The organism is Halopseudomonas sp., from assembly GCF_036960865.1.
Taxonomy (GTDB): Bacteria; Pseudomonadota; Gammaproteobacteria; order Pseudomonadales; family Pseudomonadaceae; genus Halopseudomonas.
Window position 1 is genome coordinate 81,297 of record NZ_JBALWE010000004.1, and the last position, 21,749, is coordinate 103,045.

Below are 21,749 nucleotides of genomic sequence, written 5' to 3' on the forward strand. Positions count from 1 at the left end.
ATGACATCGCTACCCATCATTTCCGTCGCCGGCCTGCGCAGCGACGACCCGGCGGTCCGCGCCGCCACCGCCGCCGAACTGGGCAAGGCCTGCCGCGACGTCGGTTTTTTCTACGCCATCGACCACGGCATTCCCGAGGCCGTCATGAGCGGCGCGTTCGACAACGCCAAGACCTTCTTCGCCCTGCCACTGGAAAGTAAGCAGGCGCTGTCGATCAAACTGTCACCGCATAACCGTGGCTACGTGGCCATGGCCGATGAAAAGCTCAATCCCGAGGCCGGCGCCGACATGAAGGAAGCCTTCAACATCGGCACCGACTTTCCCGAGGATCACCCCGAGGTGGTCGCCGGCAAGCCGTTTCGCGGAGTGAATTTCTGGCCGCCGGTAGAGGGTTGGCGCAGCGCCATGCTGGGTTACTTTGACGCCTGCCTGGATCTTGGCCGGCTGATTCACCGCGGCTTCAGCATCGACCTGGGGCTGCGCGAGGACTTCTTCGACGCGCACCTGCAAGAGCCCATCGCCACCCTGCGCATGCTGCGCTACCCGGCCAGCGCCGGTGAAATCACCCGTGAAGACGGCGGCGCCGGCGCGCACACCGATTACGGCAACGTCACCCTGCTGGCCACCGACAAGGTCGCCGGCCTGCAGGTGGCTACCCGCCAGGGCAACTGGATAGATGCGCCGCACATTCCTGGCGCCTTCGTCTGCAACATCGGCGACTGCCTGATGCGCTGGAGCAACGACACCTATGTTTCAACCCCGCACCGGGTCAAGCCGCCGGAGCAGGAGCGCTACTCGATTGCCTTCTTCCTGGAAGTCGATCCGGATGCCGTCGTCGACCCGCGCGACATAGTGCCGAACGAGCAGCCCAAGTACCCGCCGATTACCTGCGCCGAGTACCTGACACACCGCCTGAACGCCACCTATGAGCACCGCACAGACGCTGACGCCATGTAAGGGACGCAATGTAATTGACGCCATGTAATGCCTGCGCCGTGTATCAACACGGCGCAAAGCCCGTTAACCGACCTTTTTCAGCGCCACCGCATTCATGCAAAAACGCAGGCCGGTCGGCGGTGGCCCATCCGGGAACACATGCCCCAGGTGCGCATCGCAGACATTGCAGGTGTTCTCCACGCGTTGCATGCCGTGGCTATTGTCCATCTTGCAGGCGACCACATTGTCTTTCAGCGGCTGGGTAAACGACGGCCAGCCGCTGTGCGATTCAAACTTGTGGCCGGCATCAAACAGCTCGGTGCCGCAGCACACGCAGGCGTAAATACCGGGTTCAAACAGGCTGCACATCTCTGAACTGAACGCGCGCTCGGTGCCCGCCTGACGGGTGACCCGATACTCCTCCTCGCTCAACTGCGCACGCCATTCGGCCTCGGTCTTCTGTACCCGGCGTGGCGGTTCCGGATTGCCACCCGACGCGCGGGCCATTACATCATTCCAGTTCTGCACCTTTCACCTCCGCAAAATTGAACAAGTCACCAGCATGGGACTCCAAAAGCTTATCAGGGTTACAGGCGGAAAACGTGCCGCGTATCGCACGGTCTAGCCTTGCTCACATCCTCTCCAACTCAGCGGAGGTATCATGTCCAACCTTTCAAGTTATGCCGTTACCGAGAAGTGGCCGGCGACCCATCCCGAGCGCCTGCAGCTGTACTCGCTGCCCACCCCCAACGGCGTCAAGGCATCCATCATGCTGGAGGAGATCGAGCTGGCCTATGAGCCGCACCTGGTTGATTTCGGTGAAAAGGATCAGTTTACTGCCGAGTTTCTCTCGGTCAGCCCGAACAATAAGATCCCCGCCATCCTCGATCCCAACGGCCCGCACGGCCAGCCGCTGGCGCTGTTCGAGTCCGGTGCCATCCTGGTTTATCTGGCGGAGAAGAGCGGCCAGTTGATGCCGCGTGACCCAGCCGAGCGCTACCAGTGCCTGCAATGGCTGATGTTCCAGATCGGCGGCATCGGGCCGATGTTTGGCCAACTCGGCTACTTCGTGAAGTTCGATGGCAAGGACGTTGAAGATCAGCGCCCGCGTCAGCGCTATATCGATGAAACCAAGCGCCTGCTCGGCGTGCTCGACAAGCACCTGAAGGGCAAGGACTGGATCATGGACGGCAAGTACAGCATCGCCGACATCGCCGTGTTCCCATGGATTCGCGGCATGCTGGAGTTTTATGAGGCGGGGCCTTTGGTCGAGTTCGAGAACTTTACCCAGGTGCGGCGGGTGTATGACGCCTTTATGGCGCGGCCTGCGGTGCAGCGGGGCCTTGAAATCCCGGCGCGGGATTGAGGCGCTGCGTGCCACTCCTGCCATGACCGTGCACTGATCGTTCCCATGCTCTGCATGGGAACGCAGCCTCGGACGCTCTGCGTCCATGCCTGCCAAACCCAACACTCTGAACGAAAGCTGCCTAGCTGATTGATGTGCAGACTGATAGCTCGCTTCTCGCCTACCTGGCGAGCCAAGGGGGGCCGCTTGCCCGGCCCCCCTTAGCGATCCCCCGGGGCACCCGACTACGCGGCCCTGCGGGTTCGCTGCGTTGCTCGGGCTGACGGGGATGGGCAAAAACTCGTCGCTCCGCTCCTCAGACACCTTGCCCATCTTTTTCCCGCCAGCCCTGCGCTACTCGCCCGCCTACACGGGATTGGGATCCGTGCATTCTGATTGTTCTTTGTAATTACAGGGCAAGAACCCGAGAGTGGCCCAGCCCAAAATCGGGTATGAAACTCGGCCACAAAATTTAACTAGGGTCGGATGAACCATTGCCTGTCCGTTTAGCACGAATTCATGTTCTTTTTTAAGGGTTGACATAGTCTGACGCTAACCGCGTAAAAAGGGCTAACGCGAACTAGCTAATTGCGACATGTTCGCAGCAATGCTTGAAAGAACGTCACTTTCTCTTACACCGCTAAGCTCAACACAAAGCTTGTCCAATGTTCTCTCCCAACGAAACCCATTACGAGGATTAAACAAACCAACCTTGGTAAAACCTATATTTCCCTCTGCAAAAGCTAAACTTGAATAAATCAAAAGTTGCTTTATATCACTAACCCTGAAACCCCGATCACCTGCTTTCACCTCATATAAACAATCTTGATAAATGAGGTCGCCTTCGCAAGAAGAAACAATGCCGCACCCCGCAAACTTAGGCCTAAAACTAGTGGAATGAAAAGATGGAAAAGCTAAATTCAGATTTTGAGCTAACAGCACCACTTCTGTTTCCGCTGCAGAATCAAGATTAAACATCACCGAATCAGCATCACCAGTTATTCTTAAAATATAAGTAGCTACTGACTCGACGTTTTCACTTGCCAAGCTTGCTAACTGACGCTCATTAAAAAGAACGCCTTTTTTCCTAGCAGCGACAAATGTTTCAAATGCCAGCTCATTGACAAAACCCCGTAGAATCGGAGAAACATTTTTTTCAACGGGATTGAGTTCACGAGTAACCCTAAGGTTTTCTCGTCGCCAATAGTTGTCAGCCAACGGCGTGATTTTGTGCCAAACGGATGTAAAGCTGGAAGCGAAATGGTGCTCAGATATCATACAGGTATCCTCCAGCTCTGAGGACTTTTCTGCTTAGACTCAGCAGTCCATTTAAGAACTATTTTTTCGAAATCGTTTAAATCTGATTTTATTGAGTCTCTCCAGTGACTCCCTTCGTCCTCTAGAATGTAGGAGCTTATCAGCATAGCTCGGCGCTCCCAAACGGTAAGCGTAGAGTAACTCTTACGACAATTAGAAATCCAATGATCTGCACCACGATGGGCCATCATCAATATAATATCTCTCTTAATCATCATATTTAATGGTTTTTTATACAATGAGGATATTAGAATTTCGGACTCCTCCGAATAATCTAACCCAAGGACTTTCAAGGCAAATGAGAGATTAGTAGGGACTTGTGTGATGTAAGAGTTTGTATTCACAAGAGCCCTAAGCCTGGTAAAGACGTCAGCCCTCACCTCATCCTCCAGAGTATCCAAAAGCCCACGGCAAAGCAGCATCACTGCCGGAAATATTGGATACAAAAGATCTAAACTATTCATGAGTGATTTAACTGCATCATTCTGGATAGATGGCTTAAGATGCTTTAGTGCTGAAATTAACCTTCGCGCTAACCCCTCATCGATACGACTCTTTGACAGCTCACGCCCCAACATTCCAACTATATCGAATCTCGCCAACTCTTCCTTTAGCTCTTCGTAATCTTTTTCCGCTGTCAATGAGTAAGGGTCATAGTAAACTCTTAGACGCCTGAAGGCTCGCTCCTCGGTGTCATTCTCGTCTTCATGCTCCTCCGGTGCAGTAAATTCCGAAGTAGATAAAAATTCCTTCGCGGTCATTATCCTAGTTTTATTTTTTTGAAGTGACAGTCCCTCATTAGTTAACAGCAGGTCACTCAAAGAGATAAGATAGGAATAAGCATGCTCTTTGTCATCTGCAAAAATCACAAAATCATCAACAAAACGGCAAAATGGAATGGACTCATTCATCAATAGGCGGTCTACCCTATTTAGCAGCAGCTCGCTAAGAATTCTTGCTGCTGGCCCTCCAACTGGCAAACCGTAAGACACATTGTCTGAAATCGCCATCAAAATATACATTATTCTTTTTATAACAGTACCGTTTTTTGTCGCTTTCTTTAGCGCATTCTCTAAGCGGTGGTGATAAATTCTTGGATAAAAGTCGGAAATATCGCACTTAAGAACATATGCGCTATTTTGAGCGCGCTGTATCGAAGTAGCTTGAAACTGCTGCCAGCCAATATTTTTATTGAAAAGCGACCCTGTCTCTGGATCAGATTTAAAACGATATGAAAATACAATTTCTGGCCCCAGCCGTTTCGCTTCAAGCTCTTCAGCGACCGTTAATACTAGTGCAAGCAAGTAAGCATTCCAAATGGGGTCAATTTGCGTCCCCCACCTAAAACCGCTATATCCCACGACAGAAAGATTTTTAGCCGTCAATATCGGCATTTTTGCCACAGCCGAATCAAAATCTTTGTCTATTTCCTCTAGAACCCCCACAACGTCCTGAGGTTTATCATTGAAAATATGATTCTCAATTGGATAAGGAAAAATATCGGTATCACCAAACTTGGCTACATTTTTTACCGCTAACTCGAATATCCTTTTTGCTACAACAGGCATGGTCTACTCCATTAGCGCCAGTGCGCCTATTTTTTATACCTAGGTACTCTAACCGCCTTCAGTCCAAAGCGATACGATCACGGCCTACAGGTGTCATAGTTGCAGCTATCTTTTCTTGCAGAAACAAAAAAATATTGGGGTCGGAAATGATGTAGCCCAACGAAGCATGTGTGCCATGCACGGACCCCAAATCCCCGTCTACGCGGGCGAGTAGCGCAGGGCTGGCGGGAAAAAGGTGCTCGCGGTGTCTGAGGTGCGCAGCGCCGAGTTTGCGAGCATCCCCGCCAGACCGAGCAACGCAGCGAACCCGCAGGGCCGTGTAGTTGGGGTGGCCTAGGGGGTGCAGGGGGAAATGGCCATGCATTTCCCCCTGCTCGCCATCAGGCGAAAGGCTGAAGTGACAACGCCGCAGCGTTACAAGGCTGACCCATAGCGTCCAGAGATGCATTCCCACGCAGAGCTTGGGAACGATCAAGCACCACTCACTTACCCATCACCAACTCCCGCGCCAACCGATTATGCTCCTCAATAATCAACGGAATCTCCCGCGTCAAAAGCCGCCCATCCTCTATCACCTGCCGCCCATTGATGATGCTATGCGCCACCCGCTGCGGCGTGCAGAACACCAGCGCGGCAATGGGATCAACCAGAGCGCCCGCCAAGGCGATATCGTCGGTGCGGAAGGCGATGATGTCGGCGCAGTAGCCGGGTTGAATACGGCCCAGCACATCGCTGCGGCCGAGCACGTCGGCGCCGCCGCGGGTGGCTATGTAGAGGGCTTCGCGGGCGCTCATGGCGGTTGGGTTCTCATCGCGTACGCGGGCCGAGAGCATGGCCTGGCGGGCTTCGTCGAGCAGGTTGTTGGTGTCGTTGGAGGCGCTGCCGTCCACGCCCAGGCCGACCTTTACGCCAGCATCGCGCATCTTGCGGATGGGCGCGATGCCGGAGGCCAGGCGCATGTTGGAGCAGGGGCAGTGGGCGACGCCAGTACCGGTGCGGGCGAACAGGGCGATGCCCGGGTCATCCAGATGCACGCAGTGGGCGTGCCATACGTCTGCCCCGACCCAGCCGACCGATTCGGTGTACTCGGTGGGGGTCATGCCGTAGCGCTCCTTGCTGAAGGCAAGGTCCTTGGCGTTTTCGGCGGTGTGGGTGTGCAGGCCAACGCCGTAGGAGCGCGCCAAAGCAGCGCCTTCGCGCATCAGGTCGGTTGTCACGGTAAAGGGTGAGCAGGGGCCGAGGGCGACCTTGATCATGGCGTCGGGCGTGGCGTCGTGCAGCTCTTCCACCACCCTGCGCATCTCGTTGAGGATGGCGTCTTCATCCTGCTCGACCAGGGCATCCGGCGGCAGCCCACCTTTGCTCTGGCCCAGACTCATGGCGCCGCGCACGGCGTGAAAGCGCATACCCATTTCCTCGGCGGCCTGCACGCTGTCGTCCAGCCGGGTGCCGTTGACGTACAGGTAGGCGTGGTCGGCGGCGGTAGTGCAACCCGACAGCATCAGCTCGGCCATCGCGGTGCGGGTGGCGGCGCGCTGCATGGCCGGGGTGATGTTCTGCCAGACCGGGAACAGCGCGGTGAGCCAGTCGAACAGCTCGGCATCCTGCGCGGCGGGCAGGGCGCGGGTGAGGGACTGGAACATGTGATGGTGGGTGTTGATCAGGCCGGGGATCAGCACGTGGCCGGTCATGTCGATGACCTTGTCAGCGGTGTCTGGCAGTTCACTGGCGGGGCCGACCGCTTCGACGCGGTTGCCGCGAATAAACACGGAGCCGTTGGCGATTTCACGTTGCTCGTCATCCAGGGTGGCGATGACCAGCGCGTTCTTGAGCAGCAAGGTGGGTGACATGCGATTCCTCGATATTTCGTTATGTTGACCAGCAGGACAAAAATTACTCATACCGCGCGACATGCAATTCCGGGGCCGCTGCAAAACCGCGCAGATTGGGTGCCATAGCTCTCATATCAGCACAGTATCAGTGCATTAGCAGGCTGTTTTGGCCCGCAATCGCGCAGTCATTCCCGTGCCAGAGCGCTTGGCACAGCCCTTGCTTTTTCAATTCTTGCGTGACTGGTCAGGTTATGAGTCGTGTCGTCCTGAACACGGGTTCGAGGACTAAACCGCAGGTCGTATTAATCCACCGCCGCCAGGCGGCGGTGCATGTACCCGCAACAGGAGACACTGATGACAACAGACTCAATACCGGTAATCGACTTTTCCCCCTTCATCGACGGCGACGCCGCCGCCCGCGCCGAGGTGGCGGCGCAGATGCGCCAGGCCAGCAGCGACTGGGGCTTCTTTTACCTGGCCGGCTGCGGCATGCCGCAGGCCAGCTTGCAGCAAGCCTTTGCCGATTCGCAGGCCTTGTTTGCCTTGAGCGACGATGCCAAGCAGGCGGTTGCCTGGCAGAACGCCGAGAGTAACCGTGGCTACGTGGGCGTGCGCCGAGAACGGCTCGACCCGAACAAGCCCGGCGACCTGAAAGAAGCCTTCAATCTGGCACCCGAGCAGCCAGAGGGTCCGCGTAATCTGTGGCCCGCCGAGCTGCCCGCCTTTCGACCGCAGATGGAGGATTTTCTGCAACAGTGCGTGGCTACCGCTGACCGCGTGCTGCAGGCCTTTGCCCTGGCGCTGCAGCAACCGGAAGACTTTTTCGTCAGCGCCCATGATCAGCATCACCACACGCTGCGGTTGCTGCACTACCCGGCGCTACCGACGGGCTTCAGCGCCCAGGGCGGCGAGAGTCGCGCGGGCGAACATACCGATTACGGCAGTATTACCCTGCTGTTTCAGGATGACGCCGGCGGGCTGGAGGTACGCACCCGCGCCGGCGACTGGATCGCCGCCACGCCGATTCCCGGCACCGTGGTGGTGAACACTGGCGACCTGATGCAACGCTGGACCAATCACGTGTTCTGCTCAACGCCGCACAAGGTCAACCTGCGCTCCAGCAACCGCGAGCGTTACTCCATCGCCTTTTTCTGCCACCCCAATCACAGCGCCGACATCCGCTGCATCAGCACCTGCAGCGATGCCGACAACCCGCCGCGCTACGCACCCATCAGCGCCGGCGATCACCTGCTTGAACGCCTTAACGCGACTTACTGATTGACCATGACAGGAGCCTTACCCATGCAACACAGCCGATTGAAACTTAGCGCCCTGGCCCTCGCCCTGGGCTTCAGTGCGGCCAGCGCCAGCGCTGCCGACCTGACCCCGGTCACCGTCACCACCACCTGGTATGCGCAGGCGGAACACGGCGGGCTGTACGCCGCCAAGGCCGCGGGCATTTACGAGAAGCACGGCCTGGACGTGACCATCAAGATGGGCGGCCCGCAGGTGAATAACGTGCAGCTGCTGATGGCCGGCAAGACCGACTTCAGCATGGGCTACGCGCTGCAGTCGCTGAACGCGGTCAAGCAGGATATCCCCATGGTCACGGTCGCGGCCTGGTTCCAGAAGGACCCGCAAACCCTGGTGGTGCATGAAGGCGCCGGGATCAATGAGCTGGCCGACCTGGAGGGCAAGGGCATCCGCATGCCTACCGCCGGCCGCGTCGCCTATTGGCCGTGGATGAAGGCCGAATACGGCTTCAGCGATGATCAGCTGCGCCCCTATGACTACAGCTTTGGCCCCTTCATCGCCGACCCCGAGGCGGTGCAGCAGGGCTACGTCACCAACGACGGCTACTTTCTCGACCAGGCCGGGGTGAAGGGCAAGAGCCTGCTGCTCGCCGACTTTGGCTGGGCCGCCTACGCCTGCACCCTGGACACCACGCAACAGATGGTCGATGCCAACCCGGAGGTCGTACAGGCCATGGTGGAGGCGACCGCAGAAGGCTGGGCCGCCTACTTCAAGGACCCGGCCCCGGCCAACGCACTGATCAAGCAGGACAACCCTGAAATGCAGGATGAACTGCTGGCCTACAGCATCGCCAAACTGCAGGACGACAACATTCTGCTGGCCGGCGATGCCGAGGGTGGCAAATACGGCAACATGACCGAGGCGCACTGGCAGTCGTTCTTCAACGATATGGTCAAGGCCGAGACCTTGCCGGCGGATCTGGAGTGGCAGAAGGCCTTTGATCTGACCTTCGTCAAGGCTCTGTACGGCGCGGAGTAAACACTGGGAAGGTCGAGCACCTGCTCGACCAGCTGGGCTCCGTGCATCCTCGTGGCCGAGTTGGAACTCGGCCTTCCCATGGGAGGGTCGAGCTCCCGCTCGACCAGCTGGGCTCCGTGCATCCCCGTGGCCGAGTTGGAACTCGGCCTTCCGGCGTGCTGCTCTAGCAGCTGCGGTTAGCACTGGACCACGGCCAGTCTTCGGCCTTGGCGCACAGCCCCGCCTTTACCGGGTTCTGGTGTATGTACTCCACGACCGCAAGCAAATGCCGCTCGTCACGAATATAGCGATCCCAAAAGCCACGCATCCACAGACCTCGTGCCGGCAGAGCAAAGTTAAACTGTCCGGCATGGTCTCGGGCGCGACGCGCTGACCAGACCTTCCAGGTCTGGACGATTTTCGCCAATGGCCACTCAGGTTTGATCAGCACATGTACATGGTTGGGCATGATGCACCAGGCCAGCAGCCGGTAGCGTTTTCCATCATGGTGATTGAATGCCTGCTGCAATGTTGCCGCCATGGCCGGATGCCCGAGGACACAGCACCCAAGCCCACGATCAAGGCAAGCCTCCATCCGCTGACGTAGTTCAGTCAGACGCTCAATGGCGGGCAGTGCTGCCAGGTCACGGTGCCACTGCGAAAGCAGCTGCTGGGGCAGGCTATCGACGAGGCGAAAGCTGATGAACTGCAGAGAGTCCGGCGAATCGAAATGAGGGAGGCGTCGCGAGGTGTACCAGCCTCGATGTGGGCGTTCGGTTGGGTTCATTCCTTGTGCTCTGTGGCAGAAAAAGCACAACCTACGAAGCGTTATCGAGCTACACCAGTCGTCAGGATCAGCAGTGTGCGCCAGTGCTGATCTGCTACGGCAAAAAGCGGGCTTGGGAAGGTCGAGTTCCAACTCGACCATGCAGGATGCACAGAGGTCCGCTGGTCGAGCGGGAGCTCGACCCTCCCAGGCCGAGTTGGAACTCGGCCTTCCCGTTTAGCTGGCGAACGCCAGCAGCGCATCGGCAACCGCATCGGTCGCCACCACCTGCGGGACGTGCCCACAATCCAGGCTGACCACCTCGGCCCCCGGCACCAGCAGCTGCATGCGCCGCTGTACCGGCAGGATGACTGATCTGTCCTGGGTGGCCTCAATATACAGGCGCGGCAGGCGACCAAAGCGCTTCGGCGTCCATTCAGCCACCAGCGCGCGGGTGCCTTCCGGCTGCGCGCAAAACAGCTGCGCCGCCGCCATTGCCTGCTCACGCGGCAAGTCCTGCAAAAATACCTCGCAGACCGTCTCGGCGGGCACGCTGGACCATTGGCGATCCTCGCTCCAGCGCAGATAGGGCCAAATTCCGACGGCCTCGGGGTGAGTCTTTTGCGCTTCTGCGGCCAGCTCGGCAAAACCCAGGCCGCTGGGCAGCATCATGCCGGCGATGTAGGCGACGCCCGCCACTCGCTCGGCCATGACTTCTGCCACCTGGGTGGCAATCACGCCGCCGCCGGAATGCCCGACGATCAACAGCGGGCCGCTGACAGCTTCGCAGCATGCCTCGACTGCACGCAGGCAGCCGGCCATGTTGATCTGCTCGGGCGTGGCGGGGTTGCGCGAGTTGCCTGGCATATCCGGAGTGACCACGTTGTAGCCCTGGCCTTGCAGCACAGCGCGCAGACTGTCCCACACCCAGCTGCCAGCCCAGGCGCCGTGAATCAGGACGAAGGTGGGCTGCTCAGACATAGGTCCTCCGGTACATCTCCTGCAGGTGCTGTTCGACCGTGGTGGCCGGGTACTTGGGCGACTCACCCGCCGCCAGACAAACCGGCAGGCAGCGCACCTCGTGTTCGGGAGCGCCACTGTAGAAGAAGGGCACCGAGTAGCGCTCGGCGCCGGAGGTGTTCACCACCCGGTGCAGGGTGGAGCGGTAGCGGTCGTTGGTCCAGCGCGCGATCATGTCGCCCAGATTGACCACAAAGGTACCGGGGATCGGCGGCGCATCCATCCAGCGTTCACCCTTGGCATCCCATACCTGCAGGCCGGGCTTGTCATCCAGCAGCAATATGGTGATGCCGCCAAAGTCGGTATGCGCGCCGCAGCCCTTTTCACCGGGCAGGGGTTTGGCCGGTTGCGGCGGGTAGTGCAGCAAGCGCAGGGTGCACAACGGCTCATGGCAGAAATCGGCGAAGAAGTCTTCCGGCAGCTGCAACGACAGCGCCAGCCCGGCCATGATGCGTTCACTCAACGTCAGCATGGCGTCGTAGTAGTCCTGCATCGCCGGGCGGAACGCAGGCAGCTCGACCGGCCACTGATTCGGCCCCTGATTGAAGCGCCCGGCCAACACCCGCGGGTGATCCTCGGCCAGTTCTTCACCAATGTAGAAGCCCTCCTTCAGGTCCGGCGGCATACCCGGCTCCAGCGTTTGCCCGCCGAGCTTTTCATAGCCGCGGTTGGCCTTGGATTGCGCCTTGTCGGTCTGCAGCTTGGCCGCCATGGGCTGGGCAAAGAAGGCCTGCGATTGCGCAAAAACACGCTGAATCAGCGCCGGATCAATGCCATGACCGCTGATATAGAAAAACCCGGTGTGCTCGCAGGCCTCGCGCAGGGCGCGACCTACTGCCGCCTTGGCCTCGGCCGAAGCGGCGAACAGCGCGCTCAGGTCGATGATCGGCAGGCCGTGTGCCGGGGATGATTGCTGTGCCGCCATGGTTGCCTGGTCTCCTCTATGGTGAGTGCAGGTTGCCCTGCTCATTTTTACTGTCCAGCTGGTCAGGTATTCATATTGCATGCCAATGCGCAGCGGCGTGCCGAATTCCTTTCCCGGCGCACCAATCCACCATCAATTACCCGAGGAGCATTCATGAAACCGTCGCGCATCTGCATCGTTGTCGACTCCCGTTATGGCAGCACACTGGCACTGGCCAAGGCCATCGCTGAAGGCGCCGCCGCTGATCAGGCCGAGGTACGCCTGTGCCGTGTGGCGCTCAGCGAGCCGGAATTCAGCGTGGATACCGAACGCGCCGACTTCATTGCCGCGCAAACCGAATACCGCAGCCTGCCGCAGGCCAGCGCTGCCGATCTGGAATGGGCCGGCGGCATCATCTGGGGCTCGCCCACGCGCTACGGCCTGATGAGCACGCCACTGCGCGCCTTTATCGATGAGGTCGCGCCGCTGTGGCGTCAGGGCGCGCTGATCGGCAAGGTGGGCGCGGCTTTCACCTCTACCGGCGGCATGCATTCCGGTAACGAGATGACCCTGCTCAACCTGCTGCTGCCGTTTCTGCAACACGGCATGGTGCTGGCGGGCGTGCCGCACAGCGTGCCGGAGCTGGTGCACACCCGCAGTGGCGGTTCGCCCTACGGCGCCTCTGCAGTGACCGGATTTGACGGCAGCCTGGGGGTGGATTCCGGCGAGCTTTCCATCGGCCGTGCCCTCGGCGCCAGGGTCGCGCGACTGGCCGCTCAGATCGTCCCGGAACCCTCTTCGGTGGACCTTGCCGCCAGCAAGCACTGACGCAGTGGAGCGGCTTCCGGTGCAGGGTAACGCCGGCGCAGGCCGGCCAGCCCCACTGACTATTTTTTGTGCAATGGCGGTGCAGCGGAACCCGTGGCTGTCGCAATCCGGTGCATAAATTTACTGACCAATTGATCAGGAAATGGAAAAACAGCGCTTTTGTCCATGTGGCACGCTGCTTGCTCTCCAGAAAATATTGAATAAATGGTCAGCTAATAAAATCCACTGGAGTATGAATATGCGCGATACACGCAAGCCCCTGATGTCCTCCGCCAAGCGCGGCCTCACGGCCCTGGCCGCGTCGCTGGCCGTTGCCGGCGGCCTTAACGCCACGGTGTCCGCCGCCGAACTGGACGAAGTGGTCTTCGGCACCAACTGGTACGCCCAGGCCGAACACGGCGGTTTCTACCAGGCCAAGGCGACTGGCATCTATGAAAAGTACGGTCTGGACGTGTCCATCGAGATGGGCGGCCCGCAGGTCAACGGCATACAGCTGCTGGTGGCCGGCAAGCGCGACTTCTCCATGGGCTACCCGATCGGCAACGTCAAGGCAGTCGAAGAAGGGCTGCCGGTCAAAACCGTGGCAGCGGCCTTCCAGGGTGACCCCCAGGCACTGATTGCACACCCGCACATCACCTCGCTGGAGCAGGTCAAGGAAGAGGGCCTGCCGGTCTATATTGCCGCCTTTGCCAACACCACCTTCTGGCCCTGGCTGAAATCCAAGTACGGCTACACCGATGACATGATCCGCCCCTACACCTTCAGCGTGGCGCCCTTCCTGGCTGACGACAGCATCGTGCAGCAGGGCTACCTGTCGTCCGAGCCCTTTGCGATGGAGAAGGCTGGCGTGAAGCCATCGGTGTTCCTGCTGGCGGACTACGGCTACCCGGCCTACGCCACCACCATCGAAACCACCGACAAGCTGATCGAGCAGAACCCCGACCTGGTGCGCCGCTTCGTGCAGGCCAGCATGGAAGGCTGGGCCAGCTACTTCAAGGACCCGGCACCGGGTAACCAGCTGATTCAGGAAGCCAACCCGGAAATGACCGATGAGCAGATCGCCTACGGCATCGAGAAGATGAAGGAATACGGTCTGGTCACCGGCGGTGACGCAACCACAGGCGGCATTGGTGTGATGACCGATGCGCGCTGGGCCAAGATCCACGAGTTCATGCTGAATGCCGGTCTGGTGGACAAGGACCTGGACATCAACGACGTCTACAGCCTTGACTTCCTGCCCAAGGAGCCGGTGCTGCCCTGAACGGCAGCAACCTGACCCTTTCCAGACAACGGTGGCCTGCCCGGCAGGCCGCCCACGGGAGCACAAGATGACCTCTTCCAGAGTCACCCCCCTGAAACCCAGCAATCCGGCGCCCGCCGATGAGCCGAGCGCCAAGGCCGGCAGCAGCAACGGTCGCCCGGTGCTGCAGGTGGAAGGCGTGAACAAGATCTACGCCAACGGCACGGTCGCGCTCAAGGGCGCGGATCTGACCGTACGCCAGGGCGAATTCGTCAGCCTGCTGGGGCCCTCCGGCTGCGGCAAGAGTACCCTGCTGCGCATCATGGCCGGGCTGGGCGATGTGACCACCGGCAGCGTCAAGTTCTGGGAACAGGACTACGGCGTAGTCGGCGACAAGGGCCGCAAACTGGCCTTCGTATTCCAGAACGCGACCCTGATGCCCTGGGCACGGGTACGCAAGAACGTAAGGCTGCCGCTGGATCTGGAGCACCAGAGCGGCCCGGATACCGAACAGAAGATCGACCAGGCGCTGGAGATGGTCGGCCTCAAGGGTTTCGACAATGCCTTTCCGCGTGAGCTGTCCGGCGGCATGCAGATGCGTGCCTCGATTGCCCGCGCCATGGTCACCGAGCCCAACCTGCTGCTGATGGATGAACCCTTCGGCGCGCTGGATGAGATGACCCGCAACAAACTCAACGACGACGTGCTCAAGCTCTGGCAGAAGAACGGCTGGACCATCGTGTTCGTCACCCACAGCGTTTACGAGGCGGTCTACCTGTCCAGCCGCGTGGTGGTGATGGCGGCCCGGCCCGGTCGCATCGTCGATGACATCAAGATTGATCAGCCCTTCCCGCGGAACGCCGATTTTCGCGTCTCGACCGAGTTTGCCGGCTACTGTCGCCAGGTCTCGCAGGCATTGGAGCGGGCCAGCGCCATGGGCGCAACACAGGAGAGCAAGGCATGAAAGCGCCGCTGATTCAGAACGACAATTTCGTCAAGATCGCTGCCCCGCTGGCGGTCGGCGTGTTTTTCCTGCTGTGCTGGGAGATTGCCGTGGTCGCCTTCGAGATGCCCAAGTACATTCTGCCGGGGCCAATCGAGATCATGAAATCGCTGGTCGCAGACTGGGCAACCCTGCTCAACGCCCTGATGATGACACTGAAGATCACCCTGCTGGCCTTCGTCATCGCGGTAGTGCTGGGCGTGGCGGCTTCGCTGCTGTTTATCCAGAGCAAGTGGATCGAGCTCAGCCTATTTCCCTATGCCGTACTGCTGCAGGTGACGCCGGTGGTGGCCATCGCCCCGTTGATCATCATCTGGGTCGACGACACTACCTGGGCGCTCACCGTCTGCGCGGTGATCATTGCCATCTTCCCGATCATTTCCAACACCACCCTGGGCCTGCGCAGCGTTGATCCCAATCTGCTCAGCATGTTCCGCATGTACCGCACCAGCCGCTGGCAGGAGCTGACCCGTCTGCGTATCCCCGGCGCGCTGCCGTACTTCTTCGGCGGGCTGCGCATCAGTTGCGGTCTGGCGTTGATCGGCGCGGTGGTGGCGGAATTCGTCGCCGGCACCGGCGGTTCCAAGGCCGGGCTTGCGTACCTGATTCTGCAATCGGGCTACAACCTGCAGATTCCCCGTATGTTCGCCGCGCTGGTACTGATTACCCTGACCGGGATTGCGCTGTTCGCGTTGATGGTCTGGCTGTCCGACCGCGCTCTGCGCAACTGGCACGAGAGCGCGCTGGAAGTGGAACATTGAGCCGTGCCAACCGGGCCACGCCGAGCTACGCCTTTGGCCTGGGCTATCTGCTGCTGGGCTTCACTGCACTGGCCTGGGGATTGAATTTTCCGATCCTCAAACTGGGCCTGGAAAACAGCCCACCGCTGCTGTTCACCAGCATGCGGATGGCGCTGGGTACCCTCACCATGTTCGCCATCGCTGCGGCCATGGGCATCCTGCGTCTGCCGCCGCGGGCCGACTGGCCGGTGCTGTTTTCGGTCGGCGTGCTGCAGAACATGGCGTTTATTTCGCTGGTGACACTGGGGCTGCAGTTTCTGCCAGCCGGGCGGGCGGCGATCCTCGCCTATACCACGCCCATCTGGGTGGTGCCGGCAGCGGCGCTGTTTCTGGGTGAGCGTTTTACCGCACCGCGCGCCCTGGGCGTGGGTCTGGGGCTGGCTGGCCTGCTGACGGTATTCAACCCGCTGTCGCTGGGGTGGGACGACTCCAATGTGTTTATCGGCGGCGGCCTGATCATGCTTGCCACCCTGGTCTGGACGGCCGGCCTGATCCATGTGCGCCAGCATCACTGGCAGGGCGATGTGCTCTCGCTGATTCCCTGGCAGCTATTGGTCTCGGTGGCCGTACTCACCCCGCTGGCGCTGTGGTTTGAAGACCCCGGCGAGATCCTCTGGCAACCGGCTTTTGCCTGGCAGCTGGTGTTCAGCGGTGCGGTGGCCTCCGGCCTGTGCGTGGCAGCACAGGTGGCCGCCATTCGCTCGCTACCGGCGGTGAGCCTGTCGGTCAGCTCGGCTGCGGTGCCGGCGGTGGGCTTGATCACCTCCAGTCTGTTTCTGCACGAGCAGGCAACCCATACCGACCTGATCGGCTTTGCCCTGATTGCTGCCGGCATTCTGGTGGTCGGCCTGGGCGACCGGCGTCAGGCGCTGCGCCTGCGGCGCGAGGCGGAGACCACCAGCAGCTGAGTGCCCGCACCTCGGCCGGGCGCCCTCCCATTGCGCCCAGCCGTGGTGCAGCGCACCAACTCCGTGCACAAATCCTCTCCCGGCCTGCGGTTGCAGAATCGCCAACGACGCCGGCACGGCGCCGGGCCCTTTAATTGTGCGGCTCCCAAGGTCTCTGCTGGCAAAACGCCAAGCTGGCCCGCAATTTGCTCTTGATCACTAAAACCTGCCCAAGTGGTCAGGATATAAAGCCAAACACTAAACCCCTGTGGAGAAAGACTATGTTAAAGAAAGCATCCGGCGTTCTGGCGATGGTCATCGCCATGTCTGCCAGCGGTATGGCAGCAGCTGCCGATAAGGTTACCTATCAGCTCGACTGGTTGCCCGGTGGCGACAAGGCCCCGGTCTACGTCGGCGTACAGCAGGGCTTCTTTGCCGACGAAGGGCTGGAGGTCAGCATCGCCAGCGGCCGCGGCTCCACCGACGCCATCACCAAGATCGCCACCGGGCAGGCCGACATCGGCAGTGCCGACATTGGCGCCCTGATGGCCGCCCGCGCGCAGGATACCGTGCCGGTCAGTGCCGTCTACATGATCTTCAACCAGGGCCCGCACGCCTTCTTCTCGCTGTCTGACTCCGGCATCGAGAACTTCAGCGACATCGCTGGCAAAAAGGTCGCCACCTCACCGTTCACCTCATCCAATGCTTTCCTGCCGCTGGTGCTGAAAGCCAACGATATGCCCGCTGACGCGGTAAGCCTGACCAAATCCGATCCGGGCGCCCTGGGCCCGATGCTGGTTACCGGCAACACCGACGCCATCATCGCCTGGGTCACCAACATCGCCCTGTTCAAGCAACAGGCCGCGGCCGCCGGCAAGGACATCAACGTGATCCGCTGGTCCGACGCCGGTCTGTTGCTGTACAGCTCCGCCGTGGTCGCCAGCGACAAGTTCCTCGGCGAGCGCCCGGACGTGGCCAAGCGCTTCATGCGTGCCTTCGACAAGTCGCTGCGCTTCACCAATGAGCATCCGGAAAAAGCCGCAGCCGACCTGCACACCATGGTGCCCGAAGTCGACGCCGCCGTTGCTACCGCACAAATCGGCGACTCCATGGAACTGGTGTTCAACGACATCAGCAAGGCCGACGGCCTGGGCAGCATGACGCCCGAGCGCATTGCCACCACCTGGAAGTGGGTCGCCGAGGCCAACGAGCTGAGCGCCGATTCACTGGACCCGGAAACCATCGTCAACCGCGACTTCATGCCTGCTGCGGAGTAATCCATGGAGCAAACTAGCGAACGTGCCTTCGTGCGGATGGTGGGAGTGGGGCATCGCTATGACCCCACCCCCGGCAGCCCGCTCGCAGTGCAGAACATCGACCTCGACATCAACCGCCACGAGTTTGTCGCGGTGGTGGGCCCCTCCGGGTGCGGCAAGAGTACCTTGCTGCGCATGGTGTCCGGCCTGCTGGTGCCGAGCGAGGGTGAAGTCAGCGTATTCGGCAAGCAGGTCAACGGCCCCCGTGACGACGTTGGCATCGTGTTTCAAAAGCCGACCCTGCTGCCGTGGCTGAGCGTTCGCAAGAATGTGCTCTTTCCGCTCAAGCACAAGTTTGGCCGCTATGGCGCGCAGGATGAAAAGCGCGCCAACGAGCTGCTGGCCATGGCCGGGCTCGAGGCCTTTGCCGACAAGATGCCCGACGAACTGTCCGGCGGCATGCAACAGCGCGTGGGCATTGTCCGCGCCCTGCTGCTCAACCCCGACATCCTGCTGATGGACGAGCCGTTCTCGGCGCTGGATGCCATGACCCGTGAACAGATCGGTTTCGATCTGCTGAAAATCTGGGACGAACAGCCCAAGACGGTGCTGTTCATCACCCACTCGATTTCCGAAGCCGTGTTGCTGGCCGACCGTGTGCTGGTCATGAGCAAGCGACCCGGCAGTGTGCTGGACCTGATCGAGGTCGACCTGCCGCGCCCGCGCAGCCCGGAGACCATCAAACATCCCCGCTTCAGCGAGCTGACTGACCGCATAAGGAAACATATCTATGAGCCAGACGCCCACTGACGCCGCCGCGCGCCGCGCGCTGCTGTTGAACCTCTCGCCCTGGCTGTTCTTTGTTGGCCTGGTGGTGCTCTGGGAAGTGGTCTGCCGGGTGTTTGAACTGCCGGCCTACGTACTGCCGGCTCCATCGGCGATTTTCAGCGCCTTCTTCGACGTTGAATTCAGCCGCTGGATGATGCACCTGTGGGCCACCCTGCGCGTGGCGCTGATGGGCTTTGCCTTGTCGATCGTGATCAGTATTCCGCTGGCGATTGCGATGATGCGCTCGGAGTTTCTCTCGCGCACCCTCTACCCGCTGCTGGTGGTGGTGCAGTCCACCCCGGTGGTCGCGGTCGCGCCGCTGATCATCGTGATGATGGGCTCGGACGACCCCTCGCGCGTGCTGATCACCTGCCTGCTGACCTTCTTCCCGCTGGTGGTCTCTACCGCTACCGGGATCAACGAAACACCGGCCGAGCTGATCGAACTGAGCCGTTCGCTGGATGCGCCCACCCGCCGCGAAACCTGGCAGATCCGTATTCCCTATGCGATTCCGCACATCTTCAGCGGCCTCAAGGTAGCCATCACCCTGGCAATCATCGGCGCGGTGGTGGCCGAGTTTGTTGCCGCCGAAGAAGGGCTGGGCTACTTCATCCAGTTCTCGACCTCCTTCTTCAAGATTCCGCAGGCCTTCGCCGGTCTGTTCTTCCTCGCGATTGTCAGCCTGCTGCTGTTCAAGTCGGTGCAGTGGACCCAGCAGATCTTCTTCGCCTGGAGCCTGCCGAAGAAAAAATAAGTCGCTGCCGGGCATTACAAACACTGCCCGGCCACGCCCTACATCCAGCAATAATAGATGCAACAAGGACCATTTTTGTGAGCCATACCGAACGCGACATCCACTTTCTGCGTGACAGCTTCCGCCTGGCCGAACAAGCCGCCGAGCAGGGCATCCACCCCTTCGCCGCCATCCTCGTGGATGCCGAGGGCAAGGTACTGATGGAGCAGCTCAACGCCTTCCTGCCCGACCATGACATGACCGGTCACGCCGAGCGTGTACTGATGACCCGTGCCAACACCACTTACTTACCAGAAGTGCTGGCCGGCTGCACCATGTACACCTCTGCCGAGCCCTGCGCCATGTGCGCCGGTGCCGTTTACTGGGCCGGCGTTGGCCGGGTGGTCTACGGCGCCAGCGAAAAGCGCCTGAAGGAACTGACCGGCAACCACCCGGAAAACCCGACCCTCGACCTGCCGTGCCGCACGGTATTTGACGCCGGCCAGCGCAAGGTCGAGGTGGTTGGCCCGCTGCTGGAAGAAGAGTCTGTGCAGGTGCATGCGGATTTCTGGAAGGACTGAACCGCGCGTCAGCTTGGCGCGGGCTCAACTCGCACCAGCAATAGCCGATAGCCGCCGCTGAAGCCGCCCAGGGTCAGCATGTCGCCGGGGCACGCGGCGAGCAAACGCGCGCCCAAGGGCGAGAAGATCGAAATCTCGGTGGTGGCGCTGCAGCTGCGTTCCGTCAGGCGCACCTCGATAAGCTCCTGCGTATTCATATCCAGCAGCAGCAACGCGCTGCCCACGCGGGCCCGCAGCGTAACCCGATCACGTTCCAGCAGTTCCAGCTTACCGATCACACTGGCCAGCTCATGCGGGCCCGTTGTGTGCCATACAGCGGCACCGCGGGTCAGGCCGCGCGGGCGCCGGTTCACATCGACCATAGACGACATGTCTCTCTCCGACAGAAAAATCAAACAAGGGGGCAAGTAAACAACGCCGGGTACGGTGAAACCGTCCCGGCTTAATTCAGGAAGGCGAAGTAGCTATCGGAGTAGGGGTGAAGCCAGAGCATGAGGTAACTCGGTTATCGCGTGAAGACATACCATAGGCCAGTGGTTATTAAATGCAAGCCGCTGCGCTTATTGCCCCGCCTGCACTCAGCCCCGGGTGTATCGGTTTCTATCGAGGCCCGCGGGCGATGGCCGAGATTCCACCTTCCCGGCAAACCTGCACGGCGCCGATCAACCTTGCCGGTAACGAGCCGGCGTCATGCCCTGCCAGCGGCGGAAGGCACGCACAAAGGCGTTTTCATCCGAGAAGCCGAGTTGCTCGGCAATCTGCGCCACGCTCTGGCGACCCTGCAGCGCCTGGCAGGCCATCTCCTGCAGCACGGTTTCACGCAGCGCCTTGAACGACAGGCCTTCCTCCGCCAACTTGCGGTTCAGGTGGCGGCCACTGATGCCCAGCTGCTCGGCAATGCGCTCCTTGCCCCAGCGCGGCTGCAGCCGCACCGCGCGCTGCACCTCGGCGCTGAGGCTGTGCTGGCCCAGGGCAGACAGGGTTTCGTCAGCCAGCTGGCGCAGGTGATCACGCAGCGCGCTGTTGGCCTGAATCAGCGGCAGCGACAGCTGATCAACGCTGAAGCTGAGGCGATTGTGGCCGGCATTGAACTGCAGCGGGCAGCCGACCAGCTCACGATAGTCGGCCTGCGCGCTGAGCGGCGCATGGGCAAAGTGGATGCTGTGCGGCTGAAAGCGCCCGCCGGTTGACCAGCGCGTCAGGTTCAGCTGCGTTGCCAGCACTGCCTCGACCCGCTCGGCCTGGCGTACTGCAAGGTGCGGCTGGTACTCGATCCAGGCCAGTGCGCCCTGCTGCTGCAGACTGAAATCACCGCCAGCGCCAATCACCGGCGCGTACTCCACCAGTTGCTCCAACGCCTCGCCCAGAGTGTCGCAGGTGACCAGCAGCATGCCCGCGCTGTCGAGGTGGCCCACCTGAATATCCAACCCCAGACGCAGGCCGGCGAGCGGATCGGGTAGCAGTGCGCAGTAGCTTTCCCAGAGCTCGTCCTGCACCGCCAGCGGTATCCGCTCACGCGCCTGCAGCCGCGCACACAGATGCTCGGGCAGGGCGAACCCGTGCCGCGCTGCTGATTGCAGCAGTGCCTGGGCGTAGAGCGGAGTGACGCTGTGGGTGTCGTCTGACATGGCGTG

General features: G+C 60.5%; 22 protein-coding genes. 13 read left to right on the forward strand and 9 right to left on the reverse strand.

The genetic code is table 11. From position 1 onward, the window contains the following. Entirely contained in the window at positions 1-957 is a 957-nt protein-coding gene (locus V7747_RS06780) for an isopenicillin N synthase family dioxygenase (RefSeq protein ID WP_092286779.1), read from the forward strand. 63 nt (positions 958-1,020) lie between these two features. Here the strand turns inward: V7747_RS06780 and msrB are convergent, their stop codons facing one another. After that, positions 1,021-1,443 carry a peptide-methionine (R)-S-oxide reductase MsrB gene (gene msrB, locus V7747_RS06785; protein ID WP_442909201.1) on the reverse strand — a complete coding sequence of 141 codons (423 nt, stop codon included), beginning with the start codon at positions 1,441-1,443 and terminating at the stop codon, positions 1,021-1,023. A gap of 154 nt (positions 1,444-1,597) precedes the next feature. Here msrB and V7747_RS06790 point away from each other — a divergent pair, with 154 nt between their 5' ends. Next, positions 1,598-2,302 carry a glutathione binding-like protein gene (locus V7747_RS06790; protein WP_335615298.1) on the forward strand — a complete coding sequence of 235 codons (705 nt, stop codon included), beginning with the start codon at positions 1,598-1,600 and terminating at the stop codon, positions 2,300-2,302. Positions 2,303-2,851: 549 nt separating this feature from the next. Here V7747_RS06790 and V7747_RS06795 read toward each other — a convergent pair. The 3 genes from V7747_RS06795 to V7747_RS06805 all read right to left on the reverse strand — a co-directional run bounded on the left by V7747_RS06795 (position 2,852) and on the right by V7747_RS06805 (position 7,016). After that, complete coding sequence (locus V7747_RS06795; protein ID WP_335615299.1) at positions 2,852-3,559, reverse strand: hypothetical protein; 708 nt, start codon at positions 3,557-3,559, stop codon at positions 2,852-2,854. Next, complete coding sequence (locus V7747_RS06800) at positions 3,556-5,166, reverse strand: RNA-directed DNA polymerase (RefSeq protein ID WP_335615300.1); 1,611 nt, start codon at positions 5,164-5,166, stop codon at positions 3,556-3,558. Before V7747_RS06800 ends, V7747_RS06795 begins: the two co-directional genes overlap by 4 nt. A 482-nt stretch (positions 5,167-5,648) precedes the next feature. Then, on the reverse strand, positions 5,649-7,016 hold the full coding sequence (locus V7747_RS06805; RefSeq protein ID WP_335615301.1) for an 8-oxoguanine deaminase: 1,368 nt from the start codon (positions 7,014-7,016) through the stop codon (positions 5,649-5,651). 336 nt (positions 7,017-7,352) lie between these two features. Between V7747_RS06805 and V7747_RS06810 the strand changes: the two genes are divergently transcribed. Both V7747_RS06810 and V7747_RS06815 read left to right on the forward strand, forming a co-directional pair. Beyond that, positions 7,353-8,276, forward strand: a complete 924-nt coding sequence (locus V7747_RS06810; protein ID WP_335615302.1) for an isopenicillin N synthase family dioxygenase — start codon at positions 7,353-7,355, stop codon at positions 8,274-8,276. Between the two features lie 24 nt (positions 8,277-8,300). Beyond that, complete coding sequence (locus V7747_RS06815) at positions 8,301-9,290, forward strand: ABC transporter substrate-binding protein (protein ID WP_335615303.1); 990 nt, start codon at positions 8,301-8,303, stop codon at positions 9,288-9,290. Positions 9,291-9,453: 163 nt separating this feature from the next. On the opposite strand, the gene V7747_RS06820 is transcribed toward V7747_RS06815, so the two are convergent. The 3 genes from V7747_RS06820 to V7747_RS06830 form a co-directional block, all read right to left on the reverse strand. Continuing rightward, positions 9,454-10,056: an REP-associated tyrosine transposase gene (locus tag V7747_RS06820; RefSeq protein WP_335615304.1), complete on the reverse strand. Its 603-nt coding sequence runs from the start codon at positions 10,054-10,056 to the stop codon at positions 9,454-9,456. A gap of 216 nt (positions 10,057-10,272) precedes the next feature. Continuing rightward, positions 10,273-11,016, reverse strand: a complete 744-nt coding sequence (locus V7747_RS06825) for an alpha/beta fold hydrolase (RefSeq protein WP_335615305.1) — start codon at positions 11,014-11,016, stop codon at positions 10,273-10,275. Then, entirely contained in the window at positions 11,009-11,980 is a 972-nt protein-coding gene (locus V7747_RS06830; RefSeq protein ID WP_335615306.1) for an isopenicillin N synthase family dioxygenase, read from the reverse strand. The genes V7747_RS06825 and V7747_RS06830 overlap by 8 nt, the downstream gene beginning before the upstream one ends. A gap of 153 nt (positions 11,981-12,133) precedes the next feature. On the opposite strand from V7747_RS06830, the gene wrbA reads away from it, so the two are divergent. From wrbA to V7747_RS06875, 9 genes are all read left to right on the forward strand, one after another. After that, a complete protein-coding gene (gene wrbA, locus V7747_RS06835; protein WP_335615307.1) occupies positions 12,134-12,787 on the forward strand; it encodes an NAD(P)H:quinone oxidoreductase in 654 nt (217 codons plus the stop codon). Between the two features lie 238 nt (positions 12,788-13,025). After that, positions 13,026-14,048, forward strand: coding sequence for an ABC transporter substrate-binding protein (locus V7747_RS06840; RefSeq protein WP_335615308.1), 1,023 nt, complete (start codon positions 13,026-13,028; stop codon positions 14,046-14,048). 67 nt (positions 14,049-14,115) lie between these two features. Next, a complete protein-coding gene (locus V7747_RS06845) occupies positions 14,116-14,991 on the forward strand; it encodes an ABC transporter ATP-binding protein (protein WP_335615309.1) in 876 nt (291 codons plus the stop codon). After that, positions 14,988-15,791, forward strand: a complete 804-nt coding sequence (locus V7747_RS06850; protein ID WP_335615310.1) for an ABC transporter permease — start codon at positions 14,988-14,990, stop codon at positions 15,789-15,791. The genes V7747_RS06845 and V7747_RS06850 overlap by 4 nt, the downstream gene beginning before the upstream one ends. Beyond that, a complete protein-coding gene (locus tag V7747_RS06855; protein ID WP_335615311.1) occupies positions 15,788-16,738 on the forward strand; it encodes a DMT family transporter in 951 nt (316 codons plus the stop codon). Before V7747_RS06850 ends, V7747_RS06855 begins: the two co-directional genes overlap by 4 nt. A 260-nt stretch (positions 16,739-16,998) precedes the next feature. Continuing rightward, positions 16,999-17,994, forward strand: coding sequence for an ABC transporter substrate-binding protein (locus V7747_RS06860; protein WP_335615312.1), 996 nt, complete (start codon positions 16,999-17,001; stop codon positions 17,992-17,994). Positions 17,995-17,997: 3 nt separating this feature from the next. Continuing rightward, a complete protein-coding gene (locus V7747_RS06865; RefSeq protein WP_335615313.1) occupies positions 17,998-18,783 on the forward strand; it encodes an ABC transporter ATP-binding protein in 786 nt (261 codons plus the stop codon). Then, positions 18,764-19,555 carry an ABC transporter permease gene (locus V7747_RS06870; RefSeq protein WP_335615314.1) on the forward strand — a complete coding sequence of 264 codons (792 nt, stop codon included), beginning with the start codon at positions 18,764-18,766 and terminating at the stop codon, positions 19,553-19,555. The genes V7747_RS06865 and V7747_RS06870 overlap by 20 nt, the downstream gene beginning before the upstream one ends. Before the next feature lie 77 nt (positions 19,556-19,632). Next, complete coding sequence (locus V7747_RS06875) at positions 19,633-20,115, forward strand: nucleoside deaminase (RefSeq protein WP_335615315.1); 483 nt, start codon at positions 19,633-19,635, stop codon at positions 20,113-20,115. Positions 20,116-20,123: 8 nt separating this feature from the next. On the opposite strand, the gene V7747_RS06880 is transcribed toward V7747_RS06875, so the two are convergent. Continuing rightward, positions 20,124-20,486 (reverse strand): hypothetical protein, encoded by a 363-nt coding sequence (locus V7747_RS06880; protein WP_335615316.1) that lies wholly within the window; start codon positions 20,484-20,486, stop codon positions 20,124-20,126. A 291-nt stretch (positions 20,487-20,777) separates the two neighbouring features. Then, complete coding sequence (locus tag V7747_RS06885; protein WP_335615317.1) at positions 20,778-21,743, reverse strand: AraC family transcriptional regulator; 966 nt, start codon at positions 21,741-21,743, stop codon at positions 20,778-20,780. Between the last annotated feature and the right edge of the window lie 6 nt (positions 21,744-21,749).

What these genes read in the sequence shown, in the direction of transcription:
- V7747_RS06795 (WP_335615299.1), bottom strand. Translation starts at nt 3,559, where the DNA reads ATGATATCTGAGCACCATTTCGCTTCCAGCTTTACATCCGTTTGGCAC.
- wrbA (WP_335615307.1), top strand. Translation starts at nt 12,134, where the DNA reads ATGAAACCGTCGCGCATCTGCATCGTTGTCGACTCCCGTTATGGCAGC.
- V7747_RS06825 (WP_335615305.1), bottom strand. Translation starts at nt 11,016, where the DNA reads ATGTCTGAGCAGCCCACCTTCGTCCTGATTCACGGCGCCTGGGCTGGC.
- V7747_RS06820 (WP_335615304.1), bottom strand. Translation starts at nt 10,056, where the DNA reads ATGAACCCAACCGAACGCCCACATCGAGGCTGGTACACCTCGCGACGC.
- V7747_RS06870 (WP_335615314.1), top strand. Translation starts at nt 18,764, where the DNA reads ATGAGCCAGACGCCCACTGACGCCGCCGCGCGCCGCGCGCTGCTGTTG.
- V7747_RS06830 (WP_335615306.1), bottom strand. Translation starts at nt 11,980, where the DNA reads ATGGCGGCACAGCAATCATCCCCGGCACACGGCCTGCCGATCATCGAC.
- V7747_RS06805 (WP_335615301.1), bottom strand. Translation starts at nt 7,016, where the DNA reads ATGTCACCCACCTTGCTGCTCAAGAACGCGCTGGTCATCGCCACCCTG.
- V7747_RS06815 (WP_335615303.1), top strand. Translation starts at nt 8,301, where the DNA reads ATGCAACACAGCCGATTGAAACTTAGCGCCCTGGCCCTCGCCCTGGGC.
- V7747_RS06800 (WP_335615300.1), bottom strand. Translation starts at nt 5,166, where the DNA reads ATGCCTGTTGTAGCAAAAAGGATATTCGAGTTAGCGGTAAAAAATGTA.
- V7747_RS06845 (WP_335615309.1), top strand. Translation starts at nt 14,116, where the DNA reads ATGACCTCTTCCAGAGTCACCCCCCTGAAACCCAGCAATCCGGCGCCC.
- V7747_RS06880 (WP_335615316.1), bottom strand. Translation starts at nt 20,486, where the DNA reads ATGTCGTCTATGGTCGATGTGAACCGGCGCCCGCGCGGCCTGACCCGC.
- V7747_RS06780 (WP_092286779.1), top strand. Translation starts at nt 1, where the DNA reads ATGACATCGCTACCCATCATTTCCGTCGCCGGCCTGCGCAGCGACGAC.
- V7747_RS06790 (WP_335615298.1), top strand. Translation starts at nt 1,598, where the DNA reads ATGTCCAACCTTTCAAGTTATGCCGTTACCGAGAAGTGGCCGGCGACC.
- V7747_RS06810 (WP_335615302.1), top strand. Translation starts at nt 7,353, where the DNA reads ATGACAACAGACTCAATACCGGTAATCGACTTTTCCCCCTTCATCGAC.
- msrB (WP_442909201.1), bottom strand. Translation starts at nt 1,443, where the DNA reads ATGGCCCGCGCGTCGGGTGGCAATCCGGAACCGCCACGCCGGGTACAG.
- V7747_RS06885 (WP_335615317.1), bottom strand. Translation starts at nt 21,743, where the DNA reads ATGTCAGACGACACCCACAGCGTCACTCCGCTCTACGCCCAGGCACTG.
- V7747_RS06850 (WP_335615310.1), top strand. Translation starts at nt 14,988, where the DNA reads ATGAAAGCGCCGCTGATTCAGAACGACAATTTCGTCAAGATCGCTGCC.
- V7747_RS06840 (WP_335615308.1), top strand. Translation starts at nt 13,026, where the DNA reads ATGCGCGATACACGCAAGCCCCTGATGTCCTCCGCCAAGCGCGGCCTC.
- V7747_RS06865 (WP_335615313.1), top strand. Translation starts at nt 17,998, where the DNA reads ATGGAGCAAACTAGCGAACGTGCCTTCGTGCGGATGGTGGGAGTGGGG.
- V7747_RS06860 (WP_335615312.1), top strand. Translation starts at nt 16,999, where the DNA reads ATGTTAAAGAAAGCATCCGGCGTTCTGGCGATGGTCATCGCCATGTCT.